The 21,538-nt window shown below is 37.6% G+C and carries 24 protein-coding genes and 1 riboswitch; of the genes, 18 read left to right on the forward strand and 6 right to left on the reverse strand.

Features of this window, described 5'->3' with window-relative positions; translation table 11 throughout:
* Nucleotides 1-87 precede the first annotated feature (87 nt).
* On the reverse strand, nt 88-1,671 hold the full coding sequence (locus LJC66_RS06025; protein WP_230932050.1) for a PAS domain S-box protein: 1,584 nt from the start codon (nt 1,669-1,671) through the stop codon (nt 88-90).
* A 340-nt stretch (nt 1,672-2,011) separates the two neighbouring features.
* Between LJC66_RS06025 and LJC66_RS06030 the strand changes: the two genes are divergently transcribed.
* Entirely contained in the window at nt 2,012-2,278 is a 267-nt protein-coding gene (locus LJC66_RS06030; protein ID WP_221780614.1) for a hypothetical protein, read from the forward strand.
* A gap of 51 nt (nt 2,279-2,329) precedes the next feature.
* Here LJC66_RS06030 and LJC66_RS06035 read toward each other — a convergent pair whose 3' ends face one another.
* A complete protein-coding gene (locus LJC66_RS06035) occupies nt 2,330-4,444 on the reverse strand; it encodes an ATP-dependent Clp protease ATP-binding subunit (RefSeq protein ID WP_230932051.1) in 2,115 nt (704 codons plus the stop codon).
* Between the two features lie 418 nt (nt 4,445-4,862).
* On the opposite strand from LJC66_RS06035, the gene nhaC reads away from it, so the two are divergent.
* The 3 genes from nhaC (at nt 4,863) to LJC66_RS06050 (ending at nt 7,631) form a co-directional block, all read left to right on the forward strand.
* Nucleotides 4,863-6,245, forward strand: coding sequence for a Na+/H+ antiporter NhaC (gene nhaC / locus LJC66_RS06040; RefSeq protein WP_230932052.1), 1,383 nt, complete (start codon nt 4,863-4,865; stop codon nt 6,243-6,245).
* A gap of 291 nt (nt 6,246-6,536) precedes the next feature.
* Complete coding sequence (locus LJC66_RS06045) at nt 6,537-7,418, forward strand: alpha/beta hydrolase family protein (protein ID WP_014461062.1); 882 nt, start codon at nt 6,537-6,539, stop codon at nt 7,416-7,418.
* A gap of 87 nt (nt 7,419-7,505) precedes the next feature.
* The gene (locus LJC66_RS06050; RefSeq protein ID WP_013082238.1) at nt 7,506-7,631 is read left to right on the forward strand and encodes a DUF6254 family protein; all 126 of its coding nucleotides are present in this window, start codon (nt 7,506-7,508) and stop codon (nt 7,629-7,631) included.
* Nucleotides 7,632-7,696: 65 nt separating this feature from the next.
* Here LJC66_RS06050 and LJC66_RS06055 read toward each other — a convergent pair whose 3' ends face one another.
* Nucleotides 7,697-8,416 carry a 3-ketoacyl-ACP reductase gene (locus tag LJC66_RS06055; RefSeq protein WP_013082239.1) on the reverse strand — a complete coding sequence of 240 codons (720 nt, stop codon included), beginning with the start codon at nt 8,414-8,416 and terminating at the stop codon, nt 7,697-7,699.
* A gap of 207 nt (nt 8,417-8,623) precedes the next feature.
* On the opposite strand from LJC66_RS06055, the gene LJC66_RS06060 reads away from it, so the two are divergent.
* The 9 genes from LJC66_RS06060 (at nt 8,624) to LJC66_RS06100 (ending at nt 16,391) form a co-directional block, all read left to right on the forward strand.
* Nucleotides 8,624-10,231, forward strand: a complete 1,608-nt coding sequence (locus LJC66_RS06060; protein WP_025749428.1) for a spore germination protein — start codon at nt 8,624-8,626, stop codon at nt 10,229-10,231.
* Nucleotides 10,232-10,255: 24 nt separating this feature from the next.
* On the forward strand, nt 10,256-11,455 hold the full coding sequence (locus LJC66_RS06065) for a Ger(x)C family spore germination protein (protein ID WP_050689420.1): 1,200 nt from the start codon (nt 10,256-10,258) through the stop codon (nt 11,453-11,455).
* Between the two features lie 11 nt (nt 11,456-11,466).
* Entirely contained in the window at nt 11,467-11,703 is a 237-nt protein-coding gene (locus LJC66_RS06070) for a hypothetical protein (protein ID WP_230932053.1), read from the forward strand.
* Nucleotides 11,704-11,729: 26 nt separating this feature from the next.
* Nucleotides 11,730-12,851, forward strand: a complete 1,122-nt coding sequence (locus LJC66_RS06075; RefSeq protein ID WP_230932054.1) for a GerAB/ArcD/ProY family transporter — start codon at nt 11,730-11,732, stop codon at nt 12,849-12,851.
* 70 nt (nt 12,852-12,921) lie between these two features.
* Nucleotides 12,922-12,965: riboswitch (PreQ1 riboswitch) on the forward strand.
* A gap of 230 nt (nt 12,966-13,195) precedes the next feature.
* Nucleotides 13,196-13,861 carry a 7-cyano-7-deazaguanine synthase QueC gene (queC, locus tag LJC66_RS06080; protein ID WP_211110573.1) on the forward strand — a complete coding sequence of 222 codons (666 nt, stop codon included), beginning with the start codon at nt 13,196-13,198 and terminating at the stop codon, nt 13,859-13,861.
* On the forward strand, nt 13,861-14,301 hold the full coding sequence (gene queD / locus LJC66_RS06085; RefSeq protein ID WP_195695037.1) for a 6-carboxytetrahydropterin synthase QueD: 441 nt from the start codon (nt 13,861-13,863) through the stop codon (nt 14,299-14,301). Before queC ends, queD begins: the two co-directional genes overlap by 1 nt.
* Nucleotides 14,294-15,025: a 7-carboxy-7-deazaguanine synthase QueE gene (gene queE / locus LJC66_RS06090; RefSeq protein ID WP_308201942.1), complete on the forward strand. Its 732-nt coding sequence runs from the start codon at nt 14,294-14,296 to the stop codon at nt 15,023-15,025. The genes queD and queE overlap by 8 nt, the downstream gene beginning before the upstream one ends.
* A 98-nt stretch (nt 15,026-15,123) precedes the next feature.
* Nucleotides 15,124-15,621, forward strand: coding sequence for a preQ(1) synthase (gene queF / locus LJC66_RS06095; protein ID WP_013055985.1), 498 nt, complete (start codon nt 15,124-15,126; stop codon nt 15,619-15,621).
* A 68-nt stretch (nt 15,622-15,689) separates the two neighbouring features.
* Nucleotides 15,690-16,391, forward strand: coding sequence for an NAD(P)H-binding protein (locus LJC66_RS06100; protein WP_013055986.1), 702 nt, complete (start codon nt 15,690-15,692; stop codon nt 16,389-16,391).
* Nucleotides 16,392-16,424: 33 nt separating this feature from the next.
* Here LJC66_RS06100 and LJC66_RS06105 read toward each other — a convergent pair whose 3' ends face one another.
* Together LJC66_RS06105 and LJC66_RS06110 are read right to left on the reverse strand one after the other, a co-directional pair.
* A complete protein-coding gene (locus tag LJC66_RS06105; protein ID WP_029325093.1) occupies nt 16,425-16,652 on the reverse strand; it encodes a hypothetical protein in 228 nt (75 codons plus the stop codon).
* 316 nt (nt 16,653-16,968) lie between these two features.
* Complete coding sequence (locus tag LJC66_RS06110) at nt 16,969-17,154, reverse strand: YkvS family protein (RefSeq protein ID WP_013055988.1); 186 nt, start codon at nt 17,152-17,154, stop codon at nt 16,969-16,971.
* A gap of 320 nt (nt 17,155-17,474) precedes the next feature.
* Here LJC66_RS06110 and LJC66_RS06115 point away from each other — a divergent pair, with 320 nt between their 5' ends.
* The 4 genes from LJC66_RS06115 to LJC66_RS06130 all read left to right on the forward strand — a co-directional run bounded on the left by LJC66_RS06115 (nt 17,475) and on the right by LJC66_RS06130 (nt 20,044).
* Entirely contained in the window at nt 17,475-18,320 is an 846-nt protein-coding gene (locus LJC66_RS06115; RefSeq protein WP_013055989.1) for a patatin-like phospholipase family protein, read from the forward strand.
* A gap of 17 nt (nt 18,321-18,337) precedes the next feature.
* Nucleotides 18,338-18,532, forward strand: coding sequence for a hypothetical protein (locus tag LJC66_RS06120; RefSeq protein WP_013055990.1), 195 nt, complete (start codon nt 18,338-18,340; stop codon nt 18,530-18,532).
* A gap of 147 nt (nt 18,533-18,679) precedes the next feature.
* Nucleotides 18,680-19,006, forward strand: coding sequence for a hypothetical protein (locus LJC66_RS06125; protein WP_013082248.1), 327 nt, complete (start codon nt 18,680-18,682; stop codon nt 19,004-19,006).
* A 312-nt stretch (nt 19,007-19,318) separates the two neighbouring features.
* Nucleotides 19,319-20,044 (forward strand): cell wall hydrolase, encoded by a 726-nt coding sequence (locus LJC66_RS06130; RefSeq protein WP_050689417.1) that lies wholly within the window; start codon nt 19,319-19,321, stop codon nt 20,042-20,044.
* A 25-nt stretch (nt 20,045-20,069) separates the two neighbouring features.
* On the opposite strand, the gene LJC66_RS06135 is transcribed toward LJC66_RS06130, so the two are convergent.
* Nucleotides 20,070-20,429: a YueI family protein gene (locus LJC66_RS06135; RefSeq protein ID WP_013082250.1), complete on the reverse strand. Its 360-nt coding sequence runs from the start codon at nt 20,427-20,429 to the stop codon at nt 20,070-20,072.
* A 675-nt stretch (nt 20,430-21,104) separates the two neighbouring features.
* Between LJC66_RS06135 and LJC66_RS06140 the strand changes: the two genes are divergently transcribed.
* Nucleotides 21,105-21,392: a hypothetical protein gene (locus LJC66_RS06140; RefSeq protein WP_230932055.1), complete on the forward strand. Its 288-nt coding sequence runs from the start codon at nt 21,105-21,107 to the stop codon at nt 21,390-21,392.
* Nucleotides 21,393-21,538 lie beyond the last annotated feature (146 nt).

Below are 21,538 nucleotides of genomic sequence, written 5' to 3' on the forward strand. Positions count from 1 at the left end.
AAATCCGAATGAGTTTGATTCTTAATCAAGAAACAAACTCGTTCGGATCTTTCTTCAGCTAACATACTTTTGTTCCAGCCTCTTTTTTTAATGATTAATTTCTTGTTCCCATAAAGGAATCGTAAGGGTAACGCTGGTTCCTTTGCCAACAGTGCTTTTAATCTCAAATGTTCCTTTATGCTGATACAAAATGTTTTTAATCACAACAAGTCCAAGACCGGTACCTGAGGGCTTCGTGGTAAAAAAGGGCTTTTGAATGTGCGTAAGCAAATGTGAAGGAATGCCGACTCCTGTATCTTTAATGAAAATAGTAAGATCTTTAGTATGCTGAGTAACGTTTAAATGAATTTCTCCTCCGCTAGGCATAGCTTCGAGCGCATTTTTTAACAAATTAATAAGTACTTGCTTAATTTGATTTGCATCACAGCAGATGTATGTATGCGGGGCTTCCACCTGCGTTTTAACTACGACATTTTTTAATACACATTCTGATTCATACAGAAGAATAACGTCATTTAAAATAGTAGAGAATGCGTGCTTTTTCATAACCGTGTCATGAGGTTTAGCGAGCAATAAAAATTCTCCAACGATTGAGTTAATACGATTCAGTTCACTAAGCATGATGGTTGTATAAGAATGATAGCGGCTGCTGTCTTCATGAATAAGCTGAATAAACCCATTCAGAGAAGTAAGCGGATTTCGAATTTCATGAGCGATTCCCGCTGCCATTTCGCCGGCTAGAGATAACTTATCGGTTTGACGAAGAAATTTTTCTGTTTCCTTTTCTTCGGTAAGATCGCGTGAAATACCAAAAAGCGCAACGACCTGTTTATCACGATTAAAAATAGGTGAAACAGTACTTTCTACATCAATTATTTTTCCGTCTTTTCGCTTGTCCTGGGTTTCAAAGGCTACTAGCTTTTCTCCTTTTTTAACCCTTTCTAATCGGCTTTCAGCGTCGCCTTTTAAGCCGGCAGGAATAAATGGAATGGCTTTTCCGACAATTTCTTCCGCTTTCCATCCGTATATTTGCTCAAAAGCATCATTTACTTTAATCACTTTACCGTCTAGACTGAACACGGCAATGGCGTCGCGATTGTATGTAAAAAAAGATTGTAAATACTCTTGAGCTGAATACAGTTCATCTTCGGTTTTGTTCATTTTGACCGTCGTAATAGCAATCAGTTTTTTAGAGAAATGAGCACAGTACAACAAAATAATCATTGTGATCAGCGTAAACAAAATGAAATAAACGATATCTAATTTCACGAAAGTCACAGATGTAAAAAGAGTGTTGCTTACATAAAAGTACAAAACAATCATCATGGACATTAATGTAGAAATTACAATAGCGACATAGCTATAATAAATAAAGCTAACAATAATTCCAAGAAACAAAAATAAATAATTAATAACGGCAGGTTCAATAGATGTCATGTACGCAATATAGGCATAATAGCATATAAAAAAAGAATACATAATGATAGCAGGATGAAAACGAAAGTAGTACATAGCCGTCACTACCAATAATAAAATTCCTCCGCTTATAAAAACAATCATATGAGGATCAGCTGCAATAAAGTAGTATAACACAATGTGGACAAAATATAGCAGCCAAAAAATAAGTAAAAGAATAAAATTCCGTTTTTTTATGAGGTTGTGTGATTCCATAAAAAATCCCTTTCTTAAATGGTGAATAATTTTATAGGAGAATAACTTTATAGTCAGCTAGTCGCACGATATAGTGATATATCACTCATATTAGCATAGTTACAACTGTGTGAATAGCTGAATTGAGCACTTAGACCAAGGAAGATAGATCTAGAATACAGCTAGTCATAAACTATTAAGGAAATATGAGGGGAATATGAACGAAATGAAGGGGATGTAAAGCTTTTGTGATAACCTTGTAAAAATGAACTTTTTTCTAATTGGATAGGCTATACTGCCAGTAGAGCCATATGAATGGTGACTACATAGAGGCTCAGATGATTCGAAGGGAGACGGTAAAATGAACAAAAGTTTATTAGTCAAGTTATTTGGATCACTTCTAGCAATTATGTTAATCACAGCATGCAACTCACAAACGGATGAAAAAGATGCCACAGAACAGCAAACAGAACAGTCGGGTGATACTCAAGCGGAGGATACAACTACAGATGATTCACAGGAAACAATGAAGCAAGACGAAGCAGATGATTCATCTGGGGATGAAGCAGCTGATGATCAAGAAGAATCAACGGATAGTGCTGATGAAAAAACAGACGAAAGTAAATAAACGTAAGTATTTCTATAAAAAAAAGCGACTCAAGTAGAGTCGCTTTTTCTATTAGTTTTGTACGGTGATTTCGCTTGCTTCATTTAACGTTACGTTCACTGTAGATACGTCTCCGTCATCTAACAGTAAATCTGTAATTCGATCTTCAAGCTGTTCTTGAATTGCTCGGCGGAGCGGTCTAGCACCGAATGCAGGGTGATAGCCAAGTTCAGCCAGTTTTTCTTTTACCTCATCCGCTACGCTCAGCGTGATGTTTTGTTCTTGTAACGTTTCTTTTAATTCAGCAAGCATAAGGTCAACGATTTTAATCAAGTTATCTTTTTCAAGGTGATTAAACTCAATGATTGTATCAAATCGATTTAAAAACTCTGGTTTGAAATAAGATGAAAGTGAATCTAAAACGGATGCCTGTTTAAGAGCGTCATTTTCTGCGTCAAACCCAACCGTAATTTTCTTTTCACCTACACCAGCGTTACTTGTCATAATGATAACTGTGTCTTTAAAGCTTACTGTGCGACCTTGACTATCTGTTAGACGTCCGTCTTCTAGAATTTGCAGAAACATATGCTGAACGTCTGGATGAGCTTTTTCAATTTCGTCTAGTAAGATGATGGAATAAGGGTTACGGCGTACTTTCTCTGTTAATTGTCCTGCCTCTTCGTGACCTACGTAGCCAGGAGGTGAACCGATTAATTTAGACACCGCGTGTTTTTCCATATATTCACTCATATCTAGACGAACCATAGCATCTTTTGAGCCGAATAGTTCTTCAGCTAATGTTTTGGTTAACTCTGTTTTACCGACACCTGTTGGGCCGACAAATAAGAATGAACCAATTGGGCGATGCTTCGCTTTCAATCCAGCGCGAGAACGTCGAATCGCTTTTGCTACTTTTTCTACAGCTTCCTGCTGTCCGATTACTTTTTGAGCTAAGTGCTCCGCTAAATGTTTCATTTTTGCTGATTCATTTTCTTGAAGTTTACCAACAGGGATACCCGTTTTCTTTTCAATAATTGCTTGAATGTCAGCAATATCCACATTCATTTTTTGCTGTTCTTCGTTCAATTGTTTTTCAAGAGCAGCTTCTTCATCCCGCAGTTTTGCCGCTACTTCATATTTTTCATTCTTTAACGCCTGCTCTTTTTCTTTTGTAATTTCTTTTAAGCGAGCGGCCGCATCGTCTTTATTTGTAATGCCTGCCTGTAAGTTCATTTTTGAACCTGCTTCATCTAGCAAGTCAATTGCTTTATCAGGCAAGAAGCGATCTTGAATGTAGCGGTGTGATAAATTTACACAAGCGCGGATCGCTTCATCTGTATAGCTAACGCCGTGATAATCTTCATATTTACTTTGGATTCCTTTTAGAATTTCAACGGCTTCTTCTACAGACGGTTCGTGAACCATAACCGGCTGGAAGCGTCGTTCAAGAGCCGCATCTTTTTCAATGGAACGGTACTCTTTTAAAGTTGTAGCTCCGACTACTTGAAGTTCGCCTCGTGCAAGAGCTGGTTTTAAAATATTGCTTGCGTCCATTGAACCTTCCGCTGAACCAGCTCCTACAAGAAGGTGAATTTCATCGATAAATAAAATCACGTTTTTTCGCTGTTGAAGCTCAGAAATTAACTGCTTCATGCGCTCTTCAAATTGACCTCGCACGCCGGTATTAGCTACGAGAGATGCTACATCTAACAGATATACATCTTTATTTAGCAGCTTGGCAGGAACTTTTCCTTCCGCAATTTTTAAAGCTAACCCTTCAACAACAGCTGTTTTACCAACACCAGGTTCTCCGATTAGCACCGGGTTGTTTTTGTTTCTTCTATTTAAAATTTCAATGACGCGCTCTACTTCTTCTTCGCGGCCAATAACAGGGTCAATCAATCCCGTTTTCGCAATTTGAGTTAAGTTTCGACCAAATTGATCTAAAAAGCCGCCGCCGCCATTTCCTTGCTGTGGCTGCTCCGGTGCAGCTTGTTCGTGCGCCATTTGCTTGAATAAATCATCGATGTTCATAAAGCCGCCACCTCCAAAACCAGATGGGATTTTATGTTCTTTCATAAGTGCTTGATAACATGTATGACATAAACGATATTGAGATTTTTGATTATTTGTTTGTACATTTAATTGAATAGATGCTTCACGTTTATTACAGTTTTGACAAATCATTTAATTAGCCTCCCTAAATGATTTTAATCGAAGATCAGCAGGTGTTTGACCTTTCTTGACCTTTCGTAATTTCATTATACTTTGACCTTTTTTGACTTTCAAGTCTTTTGCTTAAAAAATTTTGAGGGAAGTTCCTCGCTTATGTACAAAAGGTAGTACATTAAAAAAAGATGTGTTTTATGTGTACCCGTTCTATACATGTAAAAACATAAGAGGCATTTTGTACAATGATCTGCTTGGAGAGGGAATTAATATTAATAAGAAGAAAAGTGGGAAAATGAGTGCAGAGCTTACCGTTGGATAAAATAAGTTATTGACAGCAAGAAGGATAAAAATTATACTCAAGAAGGTTTGCACTTAACTGCGTAAAAGCATAAAAGCGTTTAAGTGAAAAAGAAAGATAGAAAGGGAATACCTTATGAAAAAAGAAATTTCATTTATACAATCAATAGCGGTGGTTCTGGTGCTATTAGCTATTATTTTTGTTTCATTATTTACGTTAAAGCTGCCGCCTCATATTCCGCTGATATTTGGTGTAGCATTTATTAGTGTGATTGGCTTTTTGTTAAAATATAAGTGGACAGAAATGGAGAAAGGGATTTTAGACGGTGTTAGACTGGGCATTAAGCCTATCCTTATTTTAATGCTGATCGGGATGCTTATTGCGATTTGGATGGTAGGAGGAACGATACCGACGATTTTATCCTACGGTTTCCACTGGATTTCACCGCAGTACTTTTTAATTAGTGCTTTGGTTATTACCGTATTAGTTTCAACATTCACGGGAAGTTCATTAACAACCGTCAGTACGGTAGGGGTCGCTTTATTTGGCGTAGGAACTGCTATTGGTGTACACCCAGGGCTAGCAGCGGGGATGATTGTTTCAGGAGCTGTGTTTGGAGATAAGATGTCTCCCTTGTCTGATACAACAAATTTTGCTTCTGGTATCGTTGGAGTGCCGCTTCCTAAACATATTCAGCACATTACGTGGACGACGGTTCCAAGTATTGTTATTACAGCAATCATTGCACTGGTAATCGGAATCAACGGAAATCAGGAAAGCGTCAATTACGGGGAAATTCAAGGAATTCAAGACGCATTAAAACATACGTTTAATTTACACGTGTTAACGTTGCTTTCTCCACTTTTAGTTCTTATTTTTTCGATGAGAAGAGTCGATGTACTGCCAACGTTAGTTTTAGGTATTGTAACGGCCATCATTACAGGAATGATCACACAGCATGAATTTACGCTGAGTCAATTGCTAGGCGTTCTTCAAAGCGGGCCGGCAGTAGAGTCAGGAAATAAAGTAGTGGATGCGATCGTGAATAAAGGGGGACTGCAGTCCATGATGTTTTCTATTTCCCTTATCATGATTGCCTTGTCGCTAGGTGGCTTGATGAGAGCCGTTGGAATTATTGATGCTTTGTTAGAAGGATTAGCAAAACAAATTCGCCGCAGCGGAGACGTTATTTTTGCTACGCTTCTATCTTCAATTGGAGTGAACGTTATTACAGGAGAACAGTATTTATCGATTCTCTTACCTGGACAGACGTTTAAGCCGCTGTATGAAAAGTGGAATTTAGATCCAAAAAACTTATCACGAACGCTTGAAGACGGCGGAACGGTTATTAATGCTATTATTCCGTGGGGTGTCAGCGGCGCTTTTATTTCAACTGCATTAAATATTCCAGCGGCTGATTATGTTCCATTTACATTCTTTAGCATTTTATGTCCTATTTTTTCAATTATTTTAGCATATACAGGCATTGGCATTGCCAAGAAAAAAGCTCAGTCTTAACTGGGCTTTTTTTTTTGAAAAAGGACAGGTAAAAAACGACAAAAAAAGTATCATTCCACTTTTCAAATCTATAATTTAATAATACAATTTACTATACGTCTTTCTTGTTAATGTATTTGTATGAATTCTTATTTCTTTACAGATGAAGAAATTTGGGTTTTGCGGTATGATAAATAAGCTGTATTGGCGATGGGATGAATGCCCTTTTTAGCAAACATTTAAGAAGGGTAAAGCGAAATGAAAACACTCATTATAAAAGAGAAAAGATATTTATTGAGGAGAGGGTTTCTGTTGAAAAAATGGGGCATCATTGCATTAATCACTGTAGCTGTGCTCGGTGTGACAGCGGTTTTTAACCGAGCTGAAAGTGATGATGTAAATAAAGAAAAATTGAATTTATTATCGCCTTATTCAAATAAAGTAGATGTATATAGCATTACGTATCCTAGTGATAATTTAAAGATAAAAGGGTTTTTAGTACAGCCTAAAGACATTGCAGACAAACATTATCCGCTTTTAGTATATAATCGCGGAGGAAATCGCGAACATGGCATGATTCGCGCAAAAACACTTCAGTATTTGTCATACTGGGCAAGTAAAGGCTACGTCGTTGTTGCGACTCAATACAGGGGAAATGGCGGAAGTGAAGGAACAGAGACGTACGGCGGTAAAGATATTGACGACGTATTAAATCTTATTAAATGGGGAGAACAGCTTCCTTATGTAAATCACCAGCAAAAGGTAGCGCTAGGATATTCACGCGGCGGCATGATGACGTATTTAACGATGAAAAACGGCGTTAAATTTGATGCAGTTGTCGTACAATCAGGTATTACCGATATGTTTCAATTTTATGATCAAAGAGGGCCTGAAATGAAACAAGTGCTGCGGACAATTGTAGGAGATCCGGCACAATATCCAGAGAGGTATAAAAGTCGTTCTGTTGTCTATTGGAGCGATAAAGTAAATTCACCTCTTTTAATTTTACAGGGTGATCATGATCGTAAAGTTCACCACACTCAGGCTGAAAAGCTTGTGAAACAACTAGATGAGCAGGGAAAAGAATACAAATATGTACTGTACAAAAACGGAGACCATCCGCTAACTGCATATTATGATCAATATAACGCGGAAATTGATAAATGGTTTAAAATACATTTAGCTAAGCAGTAAAGAAATTGGAAGCAGTTTTGATGAATGGAAAAGAGCAGCTTGTTTTATCCTACTACATGTAAGCATATAAAAAGGGGATGAAGCAAAATGACTCAGTCTAAAAGTCAAAAAGAGCGTCAGTGGAATGTACGAAAACAATCACAAAACCCATCGCATGGAAAAGTAAAATCTTTTGAAGAACTATCAGAAGAAATCACGCCTAAACGTAAATAAGGTAACCATCATATAAAGAAAGACACAAAAAAGGAGAGCTGACGCTCTCCTTTTTCTATGTTTGTTTATGGATTTGTGGACCACATGCCCGCAGATTTGATAAAAATACGCGGATGCAGTTTTAATTGTGCTACCATAATTTCTGCTAGGTCTTCAGGCTGCATCACTTTATCAGGATTGCCATCCGTTAAGTTTTCTTTATATGCTAATTCCGTTGCTACTGTACTTGGTGTTAGCGCTGTTACACGAATATTGTGTTTGCGCACTTCTAGCGCTAGAGATTCAGTTAAGCCGAGCACGCCAAATTTTGAAGCGCTGTAAGCACTTGTAACGGGAGCGCCTTTTTGACCAGCAGTGGATGAAATATTGATGATGTCTCCACCGTTTTTTTCGATTAATTGAGGTAGAACGGCGCGCGTTACGTAGTAAACGCCCATTAAATTCACATCAATGATTTGTTTCCACTCAGCTGGGTCTAGCTCTAAAAAGCTTCCGAATTTACCGATTCCTGCGTTGTTGATCAAGATATCCGTTGCCCCTAATTTTGTATGTAGATGCTCAACTGCTGCGTTTACTTCTTCCATAGAAGAAACATCTGCTGTTGCATAAGCAACTTGTACATCAAATGCTTCTAGTTCAGAAGCAACAGCCTTTAAATCTGCCTCTGTACGAGCAATTAAACCGATATTTACGCCTTCTTTTGCTAATTCAATCGCAGTTGAACGACCGATGCCTTTTCCTGCTCCTGTAATAAGAGCTACTTTGCCTTTAAGTGATTGTGCCATGTATAGACTCCTTTCAATGTTCCGCATAAACATTCTTCATAATAACAAAGAATTATCCATTACTATCCTATAGAAATGCACAAATGATGTCAAAAATAAAGATTATTAAAATGGCTTCAAGTATAAATTTCCTTTTCATACAAAAACTATAGAGACTAAAAAGAAGAAATTCCGTTTCTTTTCGTTCAATGTAGTGGAGGATGAACAATGCGTATAAAAAAACTATCTGAGTTAACGAATAAATCCAAACAGCGGAAAGAAAAAGCTGATGAATCGAAGGACTCTAAGGACACTAAGGATACTAGTGCTTCTTCTACACAGGAAGAGCAGAAATTATCGGAGAGGGTGGGAGATAATTTATCCCGCATGAAAAAAGCACTGGGACAGAGCACGGATTTAGTTGTGCGAGAGTTTCGAATTTCGATTGAAGAAAAATTTACTTTAGGTGTTGCTTACATCGACGGATTAGTAAATAAAGACGAAGTTGAACACTATGCGCTGGACTCCATTATGCACTATCACGATGAACATTTAACACATGATGATGGCATCGTTAATATGTACGAATTGATTAAAAGCTATAGTTTGGCAGCGGGTGAAATCATGGAAGCAAAGACACTGGATGATGCTCTTCTTCATGTGTTATCAGGAGACACCGTACTGTTTTTAGAAGGGTATCAAACGTGTATTGTGGCAAGTACAAGAGGGTGGAGAGACAGGGCTGTTTCTGAACCACAGTCTCAAACCGTTGTAAGAGGGCCTCGAGACAGTTTTACAGAAACACTGCGAACGAATACCGCATTGATTCGGCGCCGAATAAAATCTCCAAAACTTTGGATTGAATCACAGCAAATAGGAGAGTTTACAAAAACGGATATTGCGCTCGTTTATATAGACGGCATTGCGGATGAACAGGTCATTCAAGAGGTAAAGGAGCGTCTTTCTAAAATTGATATAGACGGTATCTTGGAGAGCGGATATATCGAAGAGTTGATTCAAGATGAAGATTATACACCTTTTCCTACTATGCATAACACGGAGCGTCCAGACTCCGTGGCAGCAGGTCTTTTAGAGGGGCGAATAGCCATTTTAGTAGACGGTACACCTTTTGTATTAATGGTTCCTGCCCTATTTATTCAATTTTTTCAAGCGGCCGAAGATTATTACCAGCGCGCAGATATTAGTACATTGATTCGCTTAATGCGCTACATGGCATTTTTCTTAGCTCTTTTAACACCTTCTGCTTATATTGCTTTAACTACTTTTCATCAAGAGATGCTTCCTTTTGCTTTGTTAATTAGTATTGCAGCTCAAAGGGAAGGTGTTCCTTTTCCAGCTATTATTGAAGCGTTTATTATGGAAATCACGTTTGAAATTTTGCGAGAAGCAGGAGTCCGATTGCCTCGAGCAGTAGGTTCAGCGATTTCGATTGTGGGAGCACTCGTTTTAGGAGAAGCCGCCGTACAAGCGGGATTAGTTTCACCTGCAATGGTTATCGTTGTATCCATCACCGCTATTAGTAACTTTGTGTCACCTGTGTATGATATGGCTATTGCAGTAAGGATGCTGCGCTTTATTTTAATGGTGTTAGCAGCTACTTTTGGCTTGTTCGGTATTATCCTGGGGTTAATTTTAATGATTCTACATTTATGCAGCTTAAGGTCATTTGGAGTCCCTTATATGACACCTATGGCTCCATTTGTGAAGCGTGATCAAAAGGATGTTCTGATTAGACGTTCGATCAAAAAAATGAAAACAAGGCCAAAGCTTATTAACGAGAAGAATATTTCACGTCAAAAGACGCAAAAAAACTAAACTGTGTAAAGGTGGCCGTTTACTATGAAAGCATTTCTAATGTTATGTATCTGTTCAGTGCTATTAAGCGGCTGCTGGAGCAGTCGAGAGTTGAATGAACTAGCCATTACGGTTGCTGTCGGAATTGATAAAGCAGAAGATGGCATCATTGTTACAGTTCAGCTGATTAACCCTGGTGATATTCAGGCCAAAACCCCTACAAACGGGCCTTCTGTTACCACATTTTCTATTAAGGCTTCGTCTGTAATGGAAGGGTTAAGAAAAATAACAACAAAATCTCCGCGGAAAATTTATCTTTCTCATTTACGAATGCTTGTCATTAGCGAAAGCATGGCGGAAGACGGTATCGCTGAAGTGCTTGATTTCTTTGCTCGGGATCATGAAGTGCGTACCGATTATTTTGTTGTTATTGCTAAAAACACGAAAGCAGCGAGCGTGCTGAACGTATTAACAACAATCGAAAAAATACCAGCTAACCACATGTTTGCTTCATTAGACGTATCACAGCGTATTTGGGCACCAACTAGAGGAGTAAAGTTAAATGAACTGATTAGTAATTTAACCAGCGAAGGAAAGCAGGCGGTGTTATCAGGAGTATTGTTAAAAGGCAATGTGAAAAATGCAGGCGATATGTCTAGTATTTCTCGCACCAATCTTTCCACCCTGCTAAATTTCAAAGGGTTAGGTGTCTTTCAAAATGATAAGCTTATCGGCTGGTTCAATGAAGACGAAAGTAAAGGATATAACTATATTACAGGAAATGTAAAAAGTACGTTAATTGTTATTCCATGCGAAAAAAAAGAAAAACAGCATGATATCATCGGAGTAGAAATGCTTCGAACGAATGTCAAGGTGACAGCTACTATGAAAAATCATAAACCTCATATTCACGTTGATTTAAAAGGAGAAGCGAACGTGGCTGATGTAGAGTGTCAAGTGAATTTACAGGACCCAGCTGTAATCAATATGCTCGAACGAAAAACAGCAGCTGACGTAAAAGAAAAAATGAATGATGCAGTAGAAAAAGCTCAAAAAACCTATAAAAGCGATATCTTTGGTTTCGGCGAAGCGTTTTACAGACAAGATGTAAAGAAATGGTACAAAATGAAAAGAGACTGGAACAGAATTTACGCAGAGGATTTAACCGTCGATTTAGATGCAAAAGTTCAAATCCGTCGCTTAGGCACGTTAAATAACTCATATATGAAGCAAATGAAGCATTAAGGAGAAAGAAAATGGAGGGATTTATCGCCTTACTTGTACTGCTTGCTTATTTGACTAAAAAAACAATGATCAACTTCCGAAAGGAAAAGTATTATCGTGAAATAGTCGTCTACCTTTGTCTTATAGGTTTGGGTCTATTCTTTTGGGGATCGATTACACTCCGTAAAGAAGTTCCTACGCCTCTGTACTTTTTAGAGGCAGTAATTAAGCCTCTTACTAGAACCATTCATCATTTGTTATTCACGTGAGCAAGCATGTAGGAGAGAAGGTGTGTATGATGCAAATAAAGGAATTTATTAGTCCAAAACAATTTCTTTTTTTAATTTATGTTTTTTGTATCGGAAGCGCCATCTTGGCAGTTCCGGCTACGTTATTAGAGACGAATAGACAAAATGCGTGGTTTTGCGGTGTGCTTGCTATTGGCTTTGCACTTTTAATCGTTGCGGTGCTTTTATGGCTGATTCAGCGTTACCCTCAACAAACGTTCATTCAAATAGCTAAACAAGCGCTAGGTCCTTATGCCGGAACGTGTATTTCTCTTATTTACATTTTCTTTATGTTCATTCAATCTACGTTTTCGCTTCGAGACATCAGTACATTTATGACCACTCAAATTGTCCCTGAAACGCTGCCTACGTGGATTCATGCCCTTGTTCTTTTAGCTGTTATATACGGAGGGTATCTAGGTATTGAAGTGGTAGCGAGAACCGCGGAAATCTTTTTGCCGTGGATTGTGGTCCCCTTTTTATTGTTAATTGTTTTAAATGTTCCTCAGATGAAAATTGATCGTCTTTACCCTTTGTTTGAATTCCGCATGGCTGATTTAGTGTTAGGGACCACGTATTTCTTAGGAAATCCGTTTATGGAATTGATTTTTGTGCTAATGATTACGCCTCATATAAAAGATGGCAAAAAGGTAAAAAGAATGTTTGTTATCGGCACTGTCGCATCGGGTTTGACGATTACGATTGCAGTTGCGGCTTGTATATTAGCTCTTGGTGCGAATATTGCGTCGATGCACAGCTACCCAGTTTATTTATTAGGAAAAATGATTTCGTTAGGTGCAACGATTCAGCATGTTGAAGTATTAGTAGCTATTATTTGGATGTTATCTATCTTTTTCAAAGTTGTTATTGTGTTCTATGCTATTCAGTTAAGTATCGTCCAATTGTGTAATTTACGGGTGCGCAATTTTTTAAGCTTTCCTTTAGGTCTAATTATTACAGGCGTGGCGTATTACATTATTCCTAATACAGCGTACTTCAATTATTTTGAAAAATATTACTGGCCGTTTTATTTATTTGTACTAAGCGTCTGTTTTCCGTTGTTGTTTATTGCGCTTTCTTATATAAAGAAACATAAGGCAGCTAAAGGCGATAGAAGCCAACAAACATAGCATTATTTATAAGCATGTGGTATAATACGATGACAATTCAAGAAGAAACGCCGTACACGTTTGTATACGTACGGGAGAGGTTCGAAAACTCCCTCTATAAAAAACTAAGATCATCGTTGATGACAAAAGACACGGTTTTAGCGTGTCTTCTTTCACGTGCTTTTCTATCAACACGTCTTTGTGACGTGTATGCTGGCGAGGACGTGTATCTTAGTTGCTTTTTAGGGAGATTGCTGGAAAAGAGCAGTCTCTTTTTTGTGTTATAAAATTAGTCACAAAGGGAACGAACGGTTCAATAAAGTTTCTTCTTCTTTTGATTTCAATCAAAAAGGAGACGAACAGTAATGATGAAAAATGAAAAAGCGATTGTTGTATTTAGCGGAGGTCAAGATAGCACAACATGTCTATTTTGGGCTTTGAAAAACTTTAAAGAAGTAGAAACGGTTACTTTTCAATACGGTCAGCGTCATAGCCAAGAGATAGAGGTAGCAAAAGCTATCGCAGCTGATTTAGGTGTGAAGCATACCGTACTAGATATGTCACTTTTAAATCAATTAGCACCAAATGCCTTAACGCGAGATGATATTGAGATCGAGCAAAAAGAAGGAGAGTTGCCTACAACGTTTGTGGACGGCCGCAATCTGTTATTTTTATCATTTGCATCCGTGCTGGCTAAAAACAGCGGAGGCCGTCATATCGTAACAGGCGTTTGTGAAACTGATTTTTCGGGATATCCAGACTGTCGAGACGTATTTGTGAAATCGTTAAACGTCACGCTTAATTTATCAATGGACTTTGAGTTTGTGATTCACACGCCGCTTATGTGGATTGATAAAGCAGAAACGTGGGCGTTAGCGGATGAGCTAGGAGCGCTTGAATATGTGCGTGAAAAAACATTAACGTGCTACAACGGTATTGTTGCTGACGGATGCGGCGAATGTCCTGCATGTCAATTGCGAAAACGCGGGTTAGATCAATACCTGCAAACAAAAGAAGGAGGAGAGAAATAATGTTGCAACAAATGTATCCTCAAGTATTTCATAACTATGAATATGAACTGAACAAAGATATGCAGTTTGCTGCGGCACATTTTGTTCCTCACACAGAAGCAGGTAAATGCCGTCAAGTCCATGGACATACGTATTTTGTAAATCTAACTGTTGCCGGAGATACATTAGACGAAGCGGGCTTTTTAGTAAACTTTGCGCTATTGAAAAAAATTGTTTCTGGTCAATTTGATCATACATTATTGAACGATCATTCTATCTTTAACGAAGAAAATCCAAATGATTTTCCTACAACTGAAGTTGTTGCTCGTAAAATTTATGAGTTGGTTCAAGAATATCTAGACACACTACCAAATAAGCCTTCTTGCGTACAAGTATTCGTGCGGGAAACGCCGACAAGTTACGTAGTTTACCGCCCAAAGAAGGTGAAAAAACGTGGCTAATACAATTCCAGTACTTGAAATATTCGGACCAACGATTCAAGGGGAAGGAATGGTTGTAGGACGTAAGACGATGTTTGTTCGTACCGCAGGCTGTGATTATTCCTGCAGCTGGTGTGATTCAGCTTTTACGTGGGATGGATCAGCTAAAAACGATATTCGTCAGCTAACAGCAGAACAAATTTGGACGGAGCTAAAAGAAATTGGAGGCGAGTGCTTTGATCACGTCACCATTTCTGGAGGGAACCCTGCGCTTATCAAGGCGATTGGTTCACTTGTAGAGCTTTTGCACAGTCAAGGGGTAAAAGCAGCTCTTGAAACACAGGGAAGCCGTTATCAGGATTGGTTCCTAAAGATCGATGATTTAACGATTTCCCCTAAGCCTCCAAGTTCATTAATGAAAACAAATTTCCCCGTATTGGACGATATTATAGAGACATTAATAAAGGAAAAACGCATGGCACATATAAGCATAAAAGTCGTTGTATTTAATGATGAGGACTTTGAGTATGCAGCGTCTGTTCATGAACGTTATCCTGAGGTTCCATTTTTTGTTCAGGTAGGCAACGAGGACTTAACGACAATCGATAATGCGTCGTTAACACAAGAATTGCTTAAAAAGTATGAGTGGTTAATCGATAAGGCAGTGGCAGCTAAAAACATGAACGATGTAAGAGTTCTGCCGCAGGTTCACGCCCTTGTTTGGGGAAATAAACGAGGCGTGTAAGCGCATAGCAAAAAATTTACAAAGAAAAATAAAAACAGATATATACAAAATAAAAAAACGCTGTTAGAATGACAATCGTAGAAAGAGAGGAAATGCAAATGAGCGGTCGAAAAGATGAAGAATTAGAAGGTGTATCACTCCTTGGAAATCAAGGAACAAATTATTTGTTTGAATATTCACCAGAGATTCTAGAAGCATTTGATAACAAACATCCAAATCGTGATTATTTTGTGAAATTCAACTGTCCGGAATTTACGAGCTTATGTCCAAAAACAGGTCAGCCGGATTTCGCAACCATTTATATTAGCTACATTCCAGATGAAAAAATGGTAGAAAGCAAGTCGTTAAAGCTTTATTTGTTCAGCTTCCGTAACCATGGAGATTTCCATGAAGACTGTATGAATATTATTATGAATGACTTAATTAAACTGATGAATCCAAGATATATTGAAGTATGGGGAAAATTCACACCACGCGGCGGGATTTCAATTGATCCATATACAAACTATGGCCGTCCCGGTACGAAGTATGAAGAAATGGCTAATTATCGCCTGATGAATCATGATTTATACCCAGAAACAATTGATAATCGTTAATTCGAACAAACAGGTTGTGTATGCAACCTGTTTTCCATTGCAAAAACAACAGGTGAGAAGGTGAAAGAATGTCACAGAGATCAGCATTAGTATTAGGTGCAAGCGGACTTGTTGGTCAAGAACTTTTAAAAATGTTATTAAGCAACAGCTTATATAACCATGTGACAGTGTTTGTTCGAAAAAAGCTACCAATCGAACACACAAAGCTACGTCAGCTTGAAATTGATTTTTCAGAGCTTGATAAGCACGAAGAATGCTTTGCAGTTGATGATGTATATTGCTGTTTAGGCACGACAATGAAAAAAGCAAAAACAAAAGCGAAATTCATTAAAGTGGACTACGAATTTCCTTTAAAAGCGGCTAAATGTGCAGAAAAATATCGCTGCAAAAACTTTTTAACGATTACAGCAATTGGTGCTGATCTTCGTTCGCCATTCTTTTACAGTAAAGTAAAGGGGCAAGTAGAAGAAGATATCGCAAGCTTATATATCCGTTCTACTCACTTTTTCCGCCCATCGTTATTATTAGGCAAGCGCCAAGAGTTTCGCCTATTTGAAAAAATTGGGGGATACACGTTAAAGTCGTGTTCATTTTGCCTTGTAGGAAAGTGGAGAAAGTATCGTCCAATTAAAGCGTATAACGTAGCCAAATCGATGATGAAAGCTGCTCTTGAAGATAAATGTGGCGTTCATGTACATGAAAGTCAAGACATTTATACAGGTGAATGCTATTATTCGTTTACCAACGGCAAGCGAGTATTATCAAAATAAAGAAAAGCCTCTTCATAAGAAGGGGCTTTTTTTCTATCTTCCGTCACCATCCGCATCTCCACCGCTATCTCCATCGCCATCATGATCGTGGTTAGAAGCAGATTCACTCCAGCTTGTGTAGGAGTTAGAATCTTCCTCGGCATAATTCATGGGTTCAACGGATGTTTTTTTATTTGAAGTTTGTTTGCGTTTAAAAACGAACTGCACGATGAAAAAAAGAATGACAATAAGAGCAACGATAAACAATACAGTATCAAACATGCTAGTAATTCCTTTCGGTAAGAAGATAGTAGTAGCTTGTTCTTATTGTCACACGAAAATAAGCCCCTTTCAAGAAAAAATGGGGCCTGTTTTTGTTTCTTTAAGGAAACTTTTTTTATCTCAGCCATATATTATTGTATAAAGAAACATTTTAGAAAAGAGGGAGTACAGTGAAAAAAAGTTCGAAGGATGTTAAGGTGCAACAGTATATTTACCTCATGTATAAGCTGGGGATTATTACAGAAGAACAAAAGAATCAATTCTTTCAAAACCAATAAAAAAGCAACCGCTTTTGCTTTCCGGCTGCTTTTTTCCTTTACATAGCTGGATTAATGATGGTGTAGTTTTTGTGGTTGACAACAGTTCGCTGTTCTAAGTCTAAATCACGGTAGTTTGTCATGTAAGTCAAATCTACAATCACGGAGTTTTCATTTACTTTTTCGACAATGCCCTGTAAGCCATTTTTAAATTCTATCAAGTTTCCTACCTCTGCTATTTTCATGATTTATCGCTCCTTTGTTTTAAATTAGTTCATTATAATTTTTTGAATAATTTTAATTTTAAAAATAGTAAAACTAGTTAGCGTTTTCTTTTTTACAATTTTGCCTTAAAACTGGGAATTAGTAAAGAGTTTTTTGAAAAAATATAAAATAAAATTGAAAAAATAAGTAAAATGTGCTGAGAAATAAAAGGAATTGGTAGCTTTGAATTGGTAGCTTTAATGAAAGAGAGAAGCAGGACAGTTCCATCTTTGTGTATCTTTCGTTATAATAAACGAGGTATAATCTTGTCATAAATTATAAGAATTAGAAGGTGTAGAAATTGAAAGATACTGGACTCGTGCTCGAAGGAGGCGGTATGAGAGGCCTTTATACAACTGGAGTTTTAGATTACTTTATGGAAAGAAATCTGTACCTTCCGTATGTAATTGGCGTTTCAGCCGGCGCTTGTCATGCCACTTCTTATTTATCTAGACAAATAGGAAGAAGTCGCAAAGCTAATTTAGATTTTTTAGAAGATCCTCGCTACTTGTCGTGGAAAAATTATTTTAAAACAAAAGAGATATTTGGAATGGATTTCGTTTTTGATGAAATTCCTAATCAGCTTCTTCCATTTGACTTTGAGGCATTTGCTGAGCGTACAGAGAAGCTTGTAGTAGGAGCAACGGACTGTGTGACCGGAGAACCCGTTTATTTTGATGAGTATGACCGGGACATTCTGACAGCGGTTCGCGCTTCTAGTTCCCTTCCATTTTTAGCACCTGTCGTTACATATAAAGGAAAAGAGCTGTTAGACGGAGGAATCAGTGATCCGATTCCAATCAAAAAAGCAGTGCAGGATGGATATAGAAAAAATATTGTTGTGCTAACGCGAAACGAAGGATATCGAAAAAAGAAATCAAATATGCTTTGGTTATTGAAGCGCAAATATCGTCATTATGATGGGTTGACTCGTGCGCTTGAGAACCGCTATAAATTGTATAATGAAACATTGTCATATATTGAAGAACAGGAAAGACAGGGGAATATCTTTGTGATTCGTCCGCAAACCCCTCTTGTAGTAGGGCGAATTGAGAAGAATCGTGAGCGTCTCGACGCTCTTTACAACCAAGGATATAAAGAAGCTGAAGCTCAATTTGCATCTCTGCAAAATTGGCTGAACAGTTAAAAGCGAGGTGAGACTGAATGGATGAACAAACAGCCATAAACATGTTGAATGAGTTAAGTGAAGGAAAAGTAACCGAAATTAAAGTTAAAAAAGAAGACTTTCTTGCTTTTCGTCCTTTTTTAGTAAATCGCCCTGATTTCAAACATTTTCGTGGAATAGCTGGACGCGGTGGGGATTTTACCTATACGTATCTAGAAATTCCTAGGAGCTAAACGAAATGATGGCATTATTTGATTATGCCTTATATAATGGATGTATGAGCCTGTACAGTAGAGAATATACTGTTACAAGTGCTTGTGCGTTTATTTAGTAACGTACGGTAAGAGCGAATAAACGTGTTTAGTTATAGGAGGGATATTATGGATGAGTTTCGAAAAAGTACAGCACCTTTTTATTTTGCAGATCATATATGGAAAGATAAAAATGGAATGACGACTTATGGGATGCTGTTAACGAACCGGCCCGAAGATGACGGGGACTATGACCTCCATTCGTTATTAGAAGAAGCATATGTAGATCATAAAAAAATTCTAATTACTACTGTTTACGACAACAGTGAACAGCAGTTGACCGGATACGTGATACATTTATCAGATGATCAAGACGTCTTTACGTTTATGGATGATACGGGTGCTAAGCTAGTGATTGATTTCTATGATGTTGTAGAAATTGAGATCGAAGATTAAAAAGAGCTGAATGTTGATTACAACATTCAGCTCTTTTGTGTAAAAGTAGATGAATTTAAATGTTTATCATAAGAATTATAAGGGAAAAACAAATGAAGAAATTTCTGATTAAACTGAAATGAACCGGGAAAATATACCTGAATTTCAGAAAAATTACCGTTATTATGACAAAAAACAAGGTACAATGTCATAATTGTGTTCCGAACGTAATTTTGTTCATCAAACTTAAAGAAATGTAATTGAATCGTTCGGTGAAACCCCTATATAGCTATGATAGAGTAATACCATACGAAATTTCAGGAGGTATTACCTATGAAACATAGTTATATGAAATCAATGGTAGTAGCTTGTTTAGCTACTCTTTCATTTATAGGTTTTAATGCAACAGCTACGGCTGCAACTAATTATAAAGTAGTCAAAGGCGATAGTCTTTGGAAGTTAGGTAAAAGATATAGTGTAACAATTGACGATATTAAAAAATTAAACAATCGTCAAGGAGATATGATTTATATTGGTGAAACATTAGCGATTCCGAGTAAGACAAAAGTGCTGGCTGCTGAAACAACGGAACCTTCAACGGCAGCACCGGCTAATACAGCCAAGTCAGAACCAAAACCGGAACCGAAACCAGAAGCGAAACCGACGGAACAGCAAACACCTGCAGTTTCGATTTCAGCAAGTGAAAAAGATTTATTAGCACGCTTAGTAGAAGCTGAAGCAAAAGGCGAATCATATGAAGGAAAAGTAGGGGTAGCAACAGTGGTGTTAAACCGTGTAGATTCTCCGAAGTTTCCAGATACGGTAACAGGAGTTATTAAACAAGTTGTCGGAAAAGCATACGCTTTTTCACCGGTCCAAAACGGATCAATTAACAAACCTGCTTCAGAAGATTCGAAAAAAGCAGTAGAGCAAGCATTGACTAGAAAAGATCGTTTAGACGATTCCATTTACTTTTATAATCCAAAAACAGCTACCGATAACTGGATTCGTTCACGTGCTGTAATTAAAACAATTGATCATCATGTATTTGCTAAATAAAAAAGAGCCGTTCTGGCTCTTTTTTTTAGTCTAAAAAAATATCTCGTTCCAAACTGCCTTCAGAACCCGTTAAAACCAGACCAATATCGGTATCAGCTTCTAAGTTCTGAACGATAGTAAAAGGCACTTTATGTTGGTTAGCCGCTTGAATATAGGGGGAGAGGTATGAATAAGACAAGGAGCCATTTAAAAACAAATGACCGTCTTTCACTTTTTTTAAAAGAGGCTTTATTTTTGCTGCATCCTTTTTCATGACTTGCCCTTTTTTTAGCGCAAGTTCAATATTTTCACGTAGAGCAGTTAAGAAATATCTTCTTTCGTCTCTTTTTGTTTCCTTTGCTCCGTACATTCCTCGTTCTAAGTATTCTTCTAGTTGATCAGACATTGCGTCACTTCCTTTCGTTATAAACTATAAACGATTATGGCTATAAGTAAAAGGGACAGGAAAAAAGGAAAATCGCTGTGCTATATCACCTGTTTTTTTGCTGAGTACAAAGAAAAACAAAAAATGTGTTGAAATTTAGCCTGAAATATTGTTTAATGTAAATAGATAGAAAATCATATCGGTTTTTTATTAAAGGTTTGTAAGCGATTACAGATATACATACATAGCAGCGTTTGGGGAGACGCTCCTATGATTTTATGTTCAAAGCGCATTGTATAAAAAGGGGATTATATAGCTTTAGGGCATATACGGTCAAGCAAAGGGTCAGATAAATTAATAAAAAATCGCTATGGATTTTCATAAGAAGAACGGTCAACATTTTTGTTGAGCGTTCTTTTTATGCGTTCACATTATGTTTATTTCTCATTGCAGCAGCTGCTGAAAATTATAAAGGTGCATTCCTCGTTTTATCTCTCTTATTTTACATAAGTTACATGTAGTATGTTTCAAAGCCTTAAAAAATATATGTTTGTACGCTTGTTTAATCCTAATGAGGTAGTAGAAAAGGAATATTTTTTAAGAAATCACAAAAAAAGAGGCGATTGCCTATGCAAGAAGTAGGTGAATAACATATGTAATAAAGAGAATGAAATATAATTTGAGGAGGCATGTATCATGCAAGAATTTGATATTAATGACTTAAGAAGACCATTCGGTGGTTTTGGAGGCTTTGGTCGTCCAGGATTCGGTTTCGGTCGCCCAGGTTTTGGTTTCGGTCGTCCTGGTTTTGGCTTCGGCCGTCCGGGGTTCGGCTTTGGCTTTGGTCGCCCTTGGGGTTGGGGCTTTGGAGCTCCATTTCTTGGAGGATTAGTTCTTGGAAGTGCACTAGGAGGTCCAGGTTATTACGGTTATCCAGCACCATATTATCCGCCGTACCCACCATATTATCCTTATTATTATTAAAATAGTGAGCGCTGATAAAGCGCTCTTTTATTATGTCCAATCCAAGGTATATATAGAATGAATGCAAGACGTTACGTTTAGAAAATGATAACAGTTTTAAATAAGGAATGAACGCTTAAGCTAAAGGAGACAAGTTTTCCTTGCAA

Origin of the sequence: Priestia sp. TSO9, from assembly GCF_021029645.1 — a bacterium.
Taxonomy (GTDB): Bacteria; Bacillota; Bacilli; order Bacillales; family Bacillaceae_H; genus Priestia; species Priestia megaterium_E.